Raw genomic sequence first — 13,630 nt, forward strand, 5'->3', positions numbered from 1 at the left:
CCGGCGGCTTAAGGGACTAAGCCCCTTAAGAATCCCTAGTAGGGCTTCGCCGCTAGCTTATAAAACCCACTTTCTATTTTAAGGACAGGTCTTCACGGCCTGTCCTATTTTTTTGCCTGATAATTATGCCGTGAACGTATCAATTATTTTAATAAATATTTTTATCATATAAACATAAAGATTTCATAAGAGCATCCGATTATTTAAGCAATACCAGAAATATTTCTATTCAATCATGAGGATTAGCGGGAAATGCGTATTTCATCCTTCGGACAAAACAATATACAGCAGTCAACCGGATTCAAGTTCGCCAATTCCAAAAATGAAGCCTCAGGCGAGCTGAAAACAACGCCCATTTCTGCCGACGATCTGGAACCCCGTAAAATTTCCAAGAACAGCATTGAATACCAGCTTGAAAATACCATGCGGGAATCTTCTAAATTCCTGAAAGATGGGCTGGATAAAATTTTCGACAATGGCGAAAAACTGCTCGCAGGGCGAAACAGTGCAGAATATGAGCAGCATATCAACGACCTGAGCAAAGCCATCCAAAGTCAGGATTTTAAAAGTGCTGAAGCACTGATCGATAGATTCTACAACGGCGACACAAGCAAGATAATTACCCGCGTTGAAAACCTTGCCAAAGCAGCAGAAGATAATTTCTGGCAGACTCTTGAAGACAATCTCGGATTCCTGAAAAATGACGGTCTGAAATGGACCATGTACGTTGACGGCAAGGAGAGGGACGACCTTTCCACCTTGGACCTTGCCATGATGGCCATTGAAAAATCCCGCACCGAAGTGGATAAGTTCTCCTCAGAGGATTTAAGCGATCTTGTCAGTGCCACCCGTGACGGGGCCGTTGCCCATGCCAAGAGCAAGCTGGATAATGCCGGACAGAACAAATATTCCGAAGATGCCGCCAGTGTAACCCACGCAGCCACGGATTACGCCAAAGGTAAAATTTTCAGAACAGACGATTCCAACTACGCCGAGGATGAAGAAGTCCTCAAAGACATAGACGAACTTTATCACAACGAGGGTCTTTCCGAAGAACAGATGGAAAGGCTGCGTCATCAGAATACCCGCAAAGCAGATAAATTCACTGCATTTATGCGCGGCAGAACAGAATCCTTTGAAGAAGAATTCAGCAGACTAAAGCTTGAAGCCAGCCCGAGGGTGGTGGAGAAAGTGAACAACCCCGGAAAACAGAGCCAAACGGCTTTAACACCCATCGAACAACAGCTGAAAAGCGGAATTGATCCGAACCTGCTGCATCTTTCCCCGCAAAACAACGCCACCCGGCAGGCCATATACTCCCCTGTAAAAATCACCGAGTTGTATGGTAATGAGAAAGAAGCGCAGTTCAACTTCCAGCGCAACACTGATGCGAACGTCTTAAACGGATGGATTTAGCCGGAATCAGCATTCTCTTCTTTACCATTCCCGGCCCCATCCAAACTCTTCTGCGAAAGAAATGCACCCAAAATTCCAGCGATGAATACAGCCAGATACATCTGCCCGAACAGCCCCTGCAGGATAGCAAGGGAACGAGCCATGAATGACACGGGCAGGATATCCCCATAGCCCACGGTAAGCATGGTTACATAGCTGAAGTAGGTCAAAGCCCCCCGAATGGCGAAGACATTGTCAGATAGATCAATACCGGAAAAAGAGCCGTCTTTGAAAATTTCGCAAAGACTGTAGGCATCGGACCAGACCAGTCCGGCCAGCATATAGATACAGATAGCCCCGGAAATCAGATCGCGGGTCACTCTTTTCTGCCGCCACATGAACCGCTGGATTCCCCAGATAGCAATGAGCAGCATGAGCATATCCGCGCATTCACTTCCAGCCAGCCAGCCCATGGCCCTTGTCCGGAAAAACATTATCGAGCTGACCAGTGAAATCCCGTAAAGAACGAAATAGGCGTAAAGCTTGACCCGGTTGACCATAATGGCCGAGACAGCGGAAAGCAGCACCAGATAGGTATAAAAATAAAGGACCTGCTGCAAAAACAGGGAATCCCCGGCAATGGGGCTGATAAATATCTGAACCACCAGAAATCCAAGCAGGACCGTAAATTTTGACGGACTGTACTTGAAAATATGGTAGAGCCTGAACATGAACGGGCTGTATCTGAATTCTTTATTTGATTCGGGCATGGACCATTATTACCTGACAACAGCACGTAATTCCAGATTTTTATGGCTGTCCTCAGTTTTCCACCTTCCCGGCGGTTGCTAAGACAGAAGATTGGGGGTAGCTTCCGTAGTTCACACCACCCCAAAGGACTTACCGCTGATGGAAGCTTTATATAAAAACAAGAACTTACAGATTGTCTTTGCTGTGACCCTCATGGCGATCATGGGTGTTTCCAGCATTATTCCCGCCCTGCCGGACATGATCCGCCAATTCGGGATATCCGCATCGACAATCGGGCTGATCTTCACAATTTTCACCCTGCCGGGCATTCTTTTCGCGCCTCTTGCCGGAATATTTGCCGACCGTATGGGACGAAAAAAGATACTCGTGCCCTCACTGCTGATTTTCGGAATCTTCGGCACGGCCTGTTTTTTTGCCCCGGATTTTGAGTCCCTGCTCCTGCTGCGCTTTATTCAGGGCATCGGGGCTGCGGCCATCGGGGTCATCAACCTGACCATTATCGGTGATCTTTTCAGCGGCAAGGACCGCATCAAGGCCATGGGACTCAATGCCGGGGTCCTGAGCATGGGAACAGCCATTTTCCCGGCCATTGGAGGGATTTTAGCACAGATCAGCTGGGAAGCACCTTTCCTGCTCTCGCTCAGTGCCTTGCCTCTTGCATGGCTGGTGGCTTTCAAGCTGGACAACCCCGAACCGTCCGGCAACGGAGACTTCAAAAAATACATGAAAGCGGCCATGGAGGGCATGCGCAGCCGGGAAGTACTCAGCCTCTTCGCCATCTCGCTTTTAACCTTCATCATCCTTTACGGGCCGATTGTAACCTACCTGCCTCTGCTGCTTAATTCACGCTTTGAAGCCTCACCGCTCATGATCGGGCTGGTCATATCCAGTGCATCATTTATCACCGCGCTGGCCGCCTCGCAGATGGGCAGACTGGCCCATATCATGTCCCAGCCGCTGATGATCTCCATTTCTGCCTTTGCATACGGCGCGGCCATGATCATGCTCCCGGCGGCGGATTCCGCACTCTGGTGCATTCTTCCGGTCTGTATGTTCGGATTGGGGCAGGGCTTGAACATGCCCAACTCCATGTCCATGCTTACTGCAATCGCCCCAATGGAACAGCGGGCTATTTTCATGTCGGTAAACGGTATGCTGCTGCGCGCGGGCCAGACCATAGCCCCTATACTAATGGGGCTGGTCTACTCCGGCTTCAGCCTTGAAGCGGTATTTTATGCGGGGGCGGTTGTGGCAGTAATAATCTTCATTGTTTCCACCCTGTTTTTAAGAGGCTACGAAGCGGAAACAGTGCAATAAGAACAGATCAGGTATCAAAAGCGGGTGAAGTAAGCTCGCTGTCAATGGTGTCCGCATCCTCGGCATTGAATTGAATCAGGCGGCGCAGATGGGTGAAGCTCATCTCATCCATGTGATGGAAATCTGCAGCCAGCCCGGTCTCATCAGAGCGGACAATTTTCGCGCTGACCCTGATTATGGCTTCTTCAGAAAGCGGAATGGAAATCTCACATTCATCCCCCACAAAAAAACCCTTCACCGGATCGCACAGAATGCCTTTCAGGCTGAGATTGTGTGATTCCACAAAGGCATCAATATCTTCTTTATGCAGCGCAACCCTGAAGCCTGCATTCACACGGGTTCTGCGTCTCTTATTCTGAGCCATGGATACTCCACCAACTTTATTAGTAAAAGGAACAGCTTTGTTACTTTTTACTTTACTAGATATCCCTAGCCACTTCAACACAAACTGGAAAGATTCATTAAAATGAACATCCCTCACGGTTGCTCTTGCGTCGCTCACCCGGAGTAATATCGCCGACCTTGTTCAAAGCGAAACGGGTGCAGATCGGTCCCATAATCTCAAAGAACACCGTGGTCGCCGCAATTACCGATACCACGGACTGAAATTCCTCAAACCTGTGCGCGGCAGTGAGGGCCATACCCAGTGCAATACCGGCCTGCGGCATAAGGGCCATGCTCATCCATTTACCGAAAAACAGACCTTCACCGCCCTTTTTCGCACCCAGCATGCCGCCCACAAAACGACTGCCGATGCGCAACAGAATGTAGAACATGATCAACTTCTGATTAACGTAAATATGCTCAATTTCGATGTTGATTCCGGCAAACAAAAAGAAAAGCACCACAATGGGCCATTCAATGGAACGGATGGAATAAAATGAACAATCCAGCCGCTTGGCAAGGTTGACCACCACCATGCCCATGGTCATGGCCGCCAGCAGAAAAGAAACATCCAGCCACATGGCCACCCCGCCGCAGATGCAGACCATGCCCAGTGCTTCCAGCAGGGTGTGTTCCCCGGATTTCAGGTACCCGGTCAGATAACTCATGGGCGCCCCCAGAACCGCGCCCACAAAAACGGCATAAACGATATCCCTGCCGCCGTGGATGAGGGTCGCCACACTGCCGCCGTCACCGCTGGCCAGCATCTGGGCCGCCGCCAGCATGAGACTGAAGATGATCAACCCCAGAGCATCATCAAGGGCGATAATCTTGAGCAGAATCTCGGTAAAACGCCCCTTGGCGTTAACCTCGTGAACCACATCCACCGTGGCCGCAGGGGCAGTGGCCGGGGCAATACCGCCGTAAATAAGGGCCAGCGGCAGAGGAATGCCGGCCAACCAGAGCCCTCCGCCCACAATAAGGGCAGTAGCCCCCACAACGCCGAGGGTAATCCAAAGCACCAGCATTCCGGAACGGCGCAGGGAAGCGTACTGCAACGAGCTACCCAGCAGAAATCCGATCATGACCAGAGCCATATCGGAAACAACGGGCATCCAGCTCCCGGTAGAAGCCGGAAGCAGGTCAAAGCCGTTGGGCCCGATGAGAAACCCGGCAATCATAAGAATAGAAACCCTTGGTATGGGAGTATTCCTGCCGATGGTATCAGCCAGAAAGCCGACCATGAACAGCATTCCGAGGGTAATTAAAGTCAGGGCGGATACAGTCATTGCACTTCCGTTCCGGGATTTGAGTTTATTTCAAAACAAAATCCACTCTACACCGTCTTTATATTAAACCATTTCTTCTGAACAAAAAAGATAAATGGGCCGCAAAAAGCCATAACTGACTGATCGCACGTTCACTTTTGCATTTTTTACTAAGTGAAATCACTACCGCAACAACAGCTCGTTCAATTTATAGCTTGCAATTAAATACATTTTAATTTAGCTGAATGAGCGTTCACTACTTGCAAGAAACACTCAAAAATCCCGCACCCACTCACACTCACATCTCCCGCTGCAACCCACCGGCAGCGGAAATGCAGGATCAAGGTGTATTTTGCAGGATTCATTTCCTATAGGAGAGAGATAAATGGAATCAAAACTCGCAAACCCCGCCCCGCTGGGCCTGATGGGATTCGGCATGACCACCATCCTGCTGAACATCCACAACGCAGGATTTTTCCCCATCAGTTCCATGATTTTGGCCATGGGCTTTTTCTACGGCGGCATAGCGCAGATCATTGCAGGAGTGATGGAATTCAAGAAGGGCAACACCTTCGGAACCACCGCCTTCACTTCCTACGGTCTGTTCTGGCTGACCCTCGTGGCCCTGATCATCATGCCCAAGATGGGCCTTGCTGATCCCACCCCGCACGCATACATGGGCTGGTACCTGCTCATGTGGGGAATCTTCACCATGTTTATGTTCCTCGGCACCCTGAAAGGCAACAAGGTGCTGCAGTTCATCTTCTTTTCCCTGACCGTGCTCTTCTTCCTGCTGGCTGTACGTGATTTCTCCGGCAGCAAGTTCATCGGCACCATTGCCGGATGGGAAGGCATTGTCTGCGGAGCATCCGCATTCTACCTCGCCATGGCGGAAGTCATCAACGAGCAGTATGGCCGCACCGTCCTGCCCATCGGCGAATAAAACTACCCGCTCTCATGAAAGCTAAAGGCCGCCCTACCGAAATGGTAGGGCGGCCTTTTTGATTGCAATCATGCCAATCCGCAACCAGATATCCCCGCCCTTCCCCTCACCCGACTTTTAAATTATAGATAGCTGACGGTACGCGGGACCATACCCGCCAAGCCTTAGAAAAAGCTTCAGGAGAACAACCGACATGGAAATGGAACAGGATATTATAAGAGCTAAATTTCTGATTGAATCACTGCCGTACATAAAGGAATTCTACGGCGAAACCGTTGTCATCAAATACGGCGGTAACGCCATGATCGATGAAAACCTGAAGCGGGCCTTTGCCCTGAACATCATCCTGCTAAAATACATCGGCATCAACCCTGTGGTGGTGCACGGCGGCGGACCGCAGATTCAGAAGATGCTCAGTGCGCTGAATATCGACAGCCAGTTCAAGAGCGGCTACCGGGTCACCGACGAAGCCACCATGGACGTGGTCGAGATGGTCCTCGTGGGGCAGGTCAACAAGCAGATCGTCAACCTGATCAACCTGCACGGCGGCAAGGCTGTAGGGCTCTCCGGCAAAGACGGCATGCTCATCAAGGCCGAGCAAAAGGAACTGGTCATCGAATCCGAGACCAAATCCCCGGAAATCATCGATCTCGGCAAGGTGGGTGAAGTGACCGAGGTCAACACCACGCTTATCGAATCCCTACAAAGCGAAGGATTCATCCCGGTAATCGCGCCTGTGGGCGTGGACGATGAAGGTTCCACCTACAACATCAATGCCGACTCCGTGGCAGGCGCAGTAGCCGCAGCCATGAACGCCAAGCGTCTGCACCTGCTTACCGACGTACAAGGACTGCTGGACGCCAACAAAGAACTCATTTCCTCTTTAACCTGTCGCGAAGCCGCCGAAGCCATTGATTCCGGCGTAGCTGTAGGCGGCATGATCCCCAAGCTGAGCTGCTGCCTTGAGGCGGTGCACAGCGGAGTTGAAAAGGCGCACATCATTGACGGCCGCGTTGAAAACTGTGTGTTGCTGGAACTTTTCACCAAGAACGGCATCGGTACTGAGATCGTCAGCTAATCAAATTAATACGGGGAGACACACATGAAAGCTATCGCCATTGTCGGCAAGAAGAAGACCGGAAAGACCACCATGGGCCTTGCGCTGGTCAAGAAGCTCACAGAAAAAGGATACAAGGTCGGGGTACTCAAACATTCGCACCACGGCTTTGATGGAGCCGAAGGCGCGGATACTGAAGAATACAAAAAAATCGCTTCCTGCGTGGCAGCCTATTCTCCCAGTGAATCCTTTGTTTCATGGAAGCAGGAACGCACAGTGCAGGACCTGATCCCGCTCATGGATGCCGATGTCATCGTCATGGAAGGCGGCAACAAGGTCGGCTGGCTGCCCCGGGTGATCATGGTCCGCGAAGACAATGACGACAAGGAATTTTACCCCGAACTAGCCCTGAAGCAGCTCCCGGCCTGTTCGCCGGATAATCCGCCGTCCGAGGAACTGCTGGAAGAACTGGCTGATCTGGTCATGGAAAAGGGATTCATCCTACCGGGGCTGAACTGCAAAGCCTGCGGACATGATTACTGTATGGATTTCGTGGCTGACATCATTGCCGGGAAAGCCCGCGTATCCGGCTGCCAAGCCATGAAGACCCAGATGTCCGTAACCTGCAACGGTACCGAGCTGGGCTTCAATCCCTTTGTGGCCGACATGCTCTCCGCCGGGATTACCGCCATGCTGCAGCAATTGAAGGGCTACGTACCCGGAGATATTGAAATTACGATTAAAAATTAAAGAATCCCTCCGGGGTCCAAAGAAACTTTTTGAAAAAAGTTTCTCTGGACTCTTCAAAAACTTTTATTAGGGCTTCGCCGATTTATATTTGCAAAGCGTCTTTCAAAAAAAAGAATGCGAAGCAAAACTAAAACGTTTTGGGATTCTTAAACCCTTTTGGAAAAGGGTTTAAGGCCCCCGGCAGGGCCGTCGGAGACATCCGTATATGAATCACGAATTTTTCGAAATTATCAGCAGGGTTGAATTTGAAGCTCTGCTGAAATCTTTTGATGCAGTTGGAACCGAGACTGTTTCCATTGCAGATGCATTCGGGCTGGTCTTGGGTGAAGACATTGTTTCAGAGGAAGACCTGCCGCCCGCCAACCGTTCCTGCATGGACGGTTACGCGGTAAACGGGCGTGACACCTTTGGCGCGACTGAGGGCAACCCGGCCTATCTGGAATGCTCCGCTACTTTACGGGTGGATGAGAATCCCTGCTTTGAGCTGCAACCCGGAGAATGTGCGGCCATCGCCACCGGAGGCACCCTGCCTGATGGTGCTGACGGGGTGGTCATGGTAGAACACACCCACCATCTCGGTTCCGGGACCATTGAAATCCGCAAATCAGCCGCGCCCGGTGACAACACCATGCTCAAAGGCGAGGATGTAGCCAAGAACGATACAATTTTTCAGACCGGACACAAGGTCCGCTTTCAGGACGTTGGATTGCTGGCCGCGCTGGGAATAAAAGAAGTTGCCATCCACCGCAAACCGCGTGTGGGCATCATCTCCACCGGGGATGAACTGGTGGAAATCGACTCGCCGCAAAAAGTCGGTACTATCCGCGATGTGAATTCGCACACACTGCGCTGTCTGGTAAATGAAGCAGGCGCGGAAGCCGTCAATTACGGCATAGTGCGCGATGAGCTGGATAAGCTTGAATCCACACTTGCACAGGCCATTGCGGAAAATGATCTGGTACTGCTTTCCGGCGGAAGCTCGGTGGGCATGCGCGACCTGACCGTGCAGGCCATTGAATCCATGGAGGAATCTAAAATCCTTGCCCATGGTGTAGCTATCAGCCCCGGCAAACCGACCATTCTCGGTCGGGCTGGAAACAAGCCTGTGCTGGGACTGCCCGGTCAGGTAACTTCGGTACAGGTGGTTATGCTGGCACTGGTGGTGCCTTTCATCCGTCAGCTCATGGGCCAGAAAGACGCATTCTCAGGAACGGACCGCATGCTGGTTCAAGCCGAACTGGGCCGCAATACCGTTTCCAAGCCGGGCCGCGAGGATTATGTCCGCATGAAACTGACCAGCCGCGAGAGTCAATTGCCGCTGGCCGAACCCATTTACGGTAAATCCGGCCTGCTCAAGACAATGATTCAGGCTGACGGCTTGATGATCATCCCGGCGGACACCGAAGGTTTCTACGCCGGAAACACAGTCAACATCTGGAAAATTTAAAACGAATAGGGTTTCCAAAGGGGATTATCCCCTTTGGCCGCCGGAGGCCTACACAGGCACAGTTGTTAAATTAAGGACCACAAAATGAGTCGCAATATTTATCTCAAAACCATCCCCGTTCCCGAAGCCGTTAAAGCTGCCATGGACAATCTCGACCGAGATAAACTGGTTGAGACCGAAACCATCCCGGTTCATGAGGCACTTGGCCGGGTTACCGCTGAAGCTGTCATCGCCCGCTGCTCCTCACCCACCTACCATTCCGCAGCCATGGACGGTTACGCTGTAAAAAGCGACACCACCTTCACCGCCCGCGAAGGCCAGCCCCTGCTGCTTAAAAAGGACGGGGACTGCATCGCGGTCAACACCGGAAATCCCCTGCCCGACGGCATGGACGCCATCATTATGATCGAACATGTGGTGGATGAAGGTGAGAATATTTCCATCGAAGCCCCGGCCTTTCCGTGGCAGCATGTGCGCCGCATCGGTGAAGACATCGTGGCAACGGAAATGCTGCTTCCGCGCAAACACACAATTTCCGCCTTTGACATGGGCGCGCTGCTTTCCGCGGGGATTTACGAGATCAAGGTCTATGAAAAAATCCGCATGACCTTCATCCCCACCGGAGACGAAGTGCTGCCCTTTGCGAACCGCCCCACTCCTAAACCGGGTGAGGTTATCGAGTCCAACTCACAGGTTTTCAAATCCCTTGCCGCCGGACTGGATGTGGAGTTCACTTTCACTGCTCCGGTAAAAGACCGTGAGGAGAAGCTTACTGCGGCAGTGGCAGAAGCACTGGAAACATCACACATCGTGGTGGTCGGAGCCGGGTCCTCGGCGGGCAGTAAGGATTTCACACGCATAGTTTTTGAAAAGCTGGGCAAGCTGCTGGTCCACGGCATTGCTGTCATGCCCGGTAAACCCACAGTGCTGGGCACGGCGCAGGGCAAACTGCTGGTGGGCGCACCGGGATATCCGGTCAGCGCGGTGGTCTGCTTTGAAGATGTGCTAACCCCGATTATTTCGTGGCTGGCAGGTAAACATGAGCCGCAGAGGGATAAAGTGCAGGTCCGATTGGCACGGCGCACCCCTTCCAAGCCTGGACAGGAAGAGATCGTCCGTCTGGCTGTGGGTAAAGTGGGTGATGAATACATCGGCGTGCCCCTTTCACGCGGGGCGGGCATGATCACCACCCTGACCAGGGCACAGGGCTTCACCCGCGTTCCAGCGGAAAGCGAGGGAGTGGAACTCAACTCCAGCGTAGATGTGGAACTTTTCTCCAGCCGTGCCGAGCTTGATAAAGTGCTCATGCACGTGGGCAGCCATGACAACACCATCGACATGCTGGCCGACATGCTCATGGGCGGCGACAGCCCCTTGCGTCTGGTTTCCACCCACGCCGGGTCCATGGGCGGACTGACTGCGCTGAAAAACGACATGGCCCTCTTTGCCGGAGCACACCTTTTTGACCCGGAAACCGATGATTTCAACTTCCCGTTCATTGAAAGATACCTTCCCGGCATGGAAGTGACTGTGGTCAACCTCGCTATCCGCCATCAGGGCTTTATCGTGCCCAAGGGCAACCCCAAGGGCATTGAGGGAATTGAATCTCTGGGCGGGCTGGCCATCAATTTCATCAACCGCCAGCGAGGGGCCGGAACCAGAATCCTTTTTGATTACCACATGAAAAAAGCCGGACTGAAGCCTGTGGACATCCTCGGCTATGACCGCGAAGAATTCACCCACATGGCTGTGGCAGCCAACGTGCTCACCGGGGCTGCGGACTGCGGACTGGGCATCTTTGCCGCCGCCAAGGCACTGGACCTCGATTTCGTGCCGCTGGCCCATGAAAGATACGATCTGGTAATCCCGCAAAAACACATGAATGACAGCAGGATAAAAACACTGCTCGAACTCATAAAATCTGATAAGGTCAAGCAGGCCATCAGCGAACTGGGTGGATACGAAACCAATCTGACCGGACAGAAAATGAAGCCCGGAGTCGGATTAGGATAAGCATAAAATCTTGCCGGAGGGGATTATGAACAAGGACAAAGAGCACATCATCAAGCAGAAATGCCGTGAAAACGTGATCGGCTTTGCCCCGTTCCGCTACCGCTTCGGCAAGGGCAGCTTCATTCGCGAGGGGTTGCTCAATATCGGGAAATTCGAAGACAAAGAAGGCGGCCATCTGGTGCTGACCTTCATCTTTGATTCAGACAGCATCGAGACAGACAACGATATCCTCGACCGCATGGGACGGCTGGATTTCAGCCCGCTATCCCGCAAAGGGCTACTTACCGCACTACGCAATTCAGCTGAATTCGAGCAGAACGAGAATTTCGCCATGCACGAATTCAACTTTTATTTTGATAAAATGCCCGTAGATATCCCCAAACTGATCGAGCACTGCTTCATCCCCTTCTTTCTGGATCACCTATACATGCGTATCGGGAAGGTTGAATGGATGACAAGCGACAATATCAAAAGTCTGTTCTGCAAGGTGAAAGACAGTTTTAAATGGTAACAATTTCAGGAGAAAGATAATGCCCGTAATCAAAGTAGAAATGTTTGAAGGTCGCTCAATCGAACAGAAACGCGAACTTGTGGAAGTCTTCTCAAAAGAAATGGCCCGCATCACCGGATGCAGCGTGGAATCCATTTACGTTGTCATCGATGAAGTGAAGAAGGAGAACTGGGGAGCGGGTGGTGAGCTTTGTTCGGATAAGTATCCGGACAAATAACAGTCTTTCAAAAATTTTCATAAACAAGGCCCCGGCGGGATTATCCCGCCGGGGCCGTTTTCATTTGTTATTTTAGATTTTCATCTTTAAATCTAAGCAAGTCAAAATATAGCGACACTGTTTTATCGTTTCCCGATCTATCTTTAGGTTGCAAGTAATTAAAATCATTCCTTTCATAAAAGGGAACCGCACTTCTATATGCATCTACGGTCATAAACCTGCACCCTGTTCTATTTGCAGATATAAAAATCTGCTTTAACAAGGTCACCAAATGAGTGCCAACACCTTTTCCTTGAAGCACCTCATGGGTTCCCAACCTGCATATTTTAACAGCAGGAAATTCACTATATCTCTTCTGTGGAGGAAATTTTTTCTTCTTTCGGCTGGTAGTAAAACTGCGAATGGCATCATTTGACAAGCTGACAAAAGCAACTGGAACGGAAACCCTACCATCTTTTTTAAGTCTGTATGCATATGTCATAGTTAACAGCTTTTGCTGATGTGGCAGTGCATCATTTTTTATAAAATCATCTAAATCCTCATCGCCACATGAAAACCCGTTAAAGATTGAAAAATCCTCAACGGGTTCCAAGACACAATCGTCATCTTCAAATTTAGTTCTGGCAATTGAAATCACAAGAAAAAACTATCTCTTTTGCTTTATCCAGACATGGAAGAGTTTTCACCTGCAATTTTTTTGTCAGATGCTTTTCCACACGTTTATCAAAATTTTTCGCATCGTTGTCTTTTAATGTGGGGGTAGCTTTAATTGGTCTAGCCATGATTACCTCCATAATTTTATTTTTACTCAGCATGCTAGCGCATAAATGCGCTAGCATGCTGAGTATCACTCGTCAATAATTTTATATTTTATATATAAACATAAAGCCAACAAAAGACAAGACACACCCTACTTATCATGAACCTCCCATTCCTCAACCTTGTAATCCTCGGGGACTTCTTCCCAGCCGGAGAACATGGCCGCGATGTGGGCGGTGATGGTGTGCCCGGTGGTGGTCATGTAGATATGAACCACAAGAAAGGCCAGCAGGGCGTAGGCGCAGGCCATGTGGATGTTGGCTACTACGCTTAAGCTCAGGAAATCCAGGCCGTACTTGGGCCAATCGTTGTAGGTCCAGTAGAGCAGCCCGGTTACCATCTGCAGGGGCAGCAGTATTGCAGACAGCTTGAGGTAAACCAGACGCTGCAAGGGGTTGTGCTTGGCATCCTTACTCTTCTGCACCGGGTGCTCCTCACCCTTGAAGATGCCGGAAGCGTAGTACTTGGCCACCTCGAAAAGCTTCCTGGTGGTGGGGATGTACTGCTTCCACTCCCCAGTGGTCAGCAGCCAGAAGATGATGAACACGAACAGAATCAGCCAGCTGATACCCAGCGTGTTGTGCAGATCCACAGCCTTTTCAAAACCGAACAGGCTGAACACGCCGTGCACTTCCAGTCCGGTGACCATAAGCAGGATGATCAGGATGGCCTGAGTCCAGTGCCAGAAACGCTCGAACTTTGAATAGAGGTAAATCTTCTTCATATTTCCGCTCATAG

At 50.9% G+C, this 13,630-nt stretch carries 15 protein-coding genes; 9 read left to right on the top strand and 6 right to left on the bottom strand.

Going from position 1 to position 13,630, the window contains the following annotated elements:
- Positions 1–252: 252 nt before the first annotated feature.
- Positions 253–1,416, top strand: coding sequence for a hypothetical protein (locus FMR86_RS01390; protein WP_163349279.1), 1,164 nt, complete (start codon positions 253–255; stop codon positions 1,414–1,416).
- On the opposite strand, the gene FMR86_RS01395 is transcribed toward FMR86_RS01390, so the two are convergent.
- The gene (locus tag FMR86_RS01395) at positions 1,413–2,165 is read right to left on the bottom strand and encodes a potassium channel family protein (protein ID WP_163349280.1); all 753 of its coding nucleotides are present in this window, start codon (positions 2,163–2,165) and stop codon (positions 1,413–1,415) included. The two genes, FMR86_RS01390 and FMR86_RS01395, sit on opposite strands and share 4 nt — an antisense overlap.
- 139 nt (positions 2,166–2,304) lie before the next feature.
- Here FMR86_RS01395 and FMR86_RS01400 point away from each other — a divergent pair, with 139 nt between their 5' ends.
- The gene (locus FMR86_RS01400) at positions 2,305–3,483 is read left to right on the top strand and encodes an MFS transporter (protein WP_163349281.1); all 1,179 of its coding nucleotides are present in this window, start codon (positions 2,305–2,307) and stop codon (positions 3,481–3,483) included.
- Positions 3,484–3,490: 7 nt separating this feature from the next.
- Here the strand turns inward: FMR86_RS01400 and FMR86_RS01405 are convergent, their stop codons facing one another.
- Together FMR86_RS01405 and FMR86_RS01410 are read right to left on the bottom strand one after the other, a co-directional pair.
- Positions 3,491–3,847 carry a PilZ domain-containing protein gene (locus FMR86_RS01405; RefSeq protein WP_163349282.1) on the bottom strand — a complete coding sequence of 119 codons (357 nt, stop codon included), beginning with the start codon at positions 3,845–3,847 and terminating at the stop codon, positions 3,491–3,493.
- A gap of 97 nt (positions 3,848–3,944) precedes the next feature.
- A complete protein-coding gene (locus FMR86_RS01410) occupies positions 3,945–5,156 on the bottom strand; it encodes a cation:proton antiporter (protein ID WP_163349283.1) in 1,212 nt (403 codons plus the stop codon).
- A 364-nt stretch (positions 5,157–5,520) separates the two neighbouring features.
- Here FMR86_RS01410 and satP point away from each other — a divergent pair, with 364 nt between their 5' ends.
- The 7 genes from satP (at position 5,521) to dmpI (ending at position 12,073) form a co-directional block, all read left to right on the top strand.
- Complete coding sequence (gene satP / locus FMR86_RS01415; RefSeq protein WP_163349284.1) at positions 5,521–6,078, top strand: acetate uptake transporter; 558 nt, start codon at positions 5,521–5,523, stop codon at positions 6,076–6,078.
- 199 nt (positions 6,079–6,277) lie between these two features.
- A complete protein-coding gene (argB, locus tag FMR86_RS01420; protein WP_163349453.1) occupies positions 6,278–7,156 on the top strand; it encodes an acetylglutamate kinase in 879 nt (292 codons plus the stop codon).
- A 24-nt stretch (positions 7,157–7,180) separates the two neighbouring features.
- Positions 7,181–7,885, top strand: coding sequence for a molybdopterin-guanine dinucleotide biosynthesis protein MobB (locus FMR86_RS01425; RefSeq protein WP_163349285.1), 705 nt, complete (start codon positions 7,181–7,183; stop codon positions 7,883–7,885).
- Between the two features lie 205 nt (positions 7,886–8,090).
- Positions 8,091–9,332 carry a gephyrin-like molybdotransferase Glp gene (glp, locus tag FMR86_RS01430; protein WP_163349286.1) on the top strand — a complete coding sequence of 414 codons (1,242 nt, stop codon included), beginning with the start codon at positions 8,091–8,093 and terminating at the stop codon, positions 9,330–9,332.
- An 84-nt stretch (positions 9,333–9,416) separates the two neighbouring features.
- The gene (locus FMR86_RS01435) at positions 9,417–11,345 is read left to right on the top strand and encodes a molybdopterin biosynthesis protein (RefSeq protein ID WP_163349287.1); all 1,929 of its coding nucleotides are present in this window, start codon (positions 9,417–9,419) and stop codon (positions 11,343–11,345) included.
- Positions 11,346–11,370: 25 nt separating this feature from the next.
- Positions 11,371–11,856 carry a hypothetical protein gene (locus FMR86_RS01440; protein WP_163349288.1) on the top strand — a complete coding sequence of 162 codons (486 nt, stop codon included), beginning with the start codon at positions 11,371–11,373 and terminating at the stop codon, positions 11,854–11,856.
- Between the two features lie 19 nt (positions 11,857–11,875).
- Complete coding sequence (gene dmpI, locus FMR86_RS01445; protein ID WP_163349289.1) at positions 11,876–12,073, top strand: 4-oxalocrotonate tautomerase DmpI; 198 nt, start codon at positions 11,876–11,878, stop codon at positions 12,071–12,073.
- 67 nt (positions 12,074–12,140) lie between these two features.
- Here dmpI and FMR86_RS01450 read toward each other — a convergent pair whose 3' ends face one another.
- The 3 genes from FMR86_RS01450 to FMR86_RS01460 form a co-directional block, all read right to left on the bottom strand.
- Positions 12,141–12,710, bottom strand: coding sequence for a GNAT family N-acetyltransferase (locus tag FMR86_RS01450; RefSeq protein ID WP_163349290.1), 570 nt, complete (start codon positions 12,708–12,710; stop codon positions 12,141–12,143).
- Entirely contained in the window at positions 12,688–12,855 is a 168-nt protein-coding gene (locus FMR86_RS01455; RefSeq protein WP_163349291.1) for a hypothetical protein, read from the bottom strand. Before FMR86_RS01455 ends, FMR86_RS01450 begins: the two co-directional genes overlap by 23 nt.
- A gap of 128 nt (positions 12,856–12,983) precedes the next feature.
- Positions 12,984–13,628, bottom strand: coding sequence for a cytochrome b/b6 domain-containing protein (locus FMR86_RS01460; RefSeq protein ID WP_163349292.1), 645 nt, complete (start codon positions 13,626–13,628; stop codon positions 12,984–12,986).
- Between the last annotated feature and the right edge of the window lie 2 nt (positions 13,629–13,630).

This window comes from Desulfovibrio sp. JC010, assembly GCF_010470675.1.
Taxonomy (GTDB): domain Bacteria; phylum Desulfobacterota; class Desulfovibrionia; order Desulfovibrionales; family Desulfovibrionaceae; genus Maridesulfovibrio.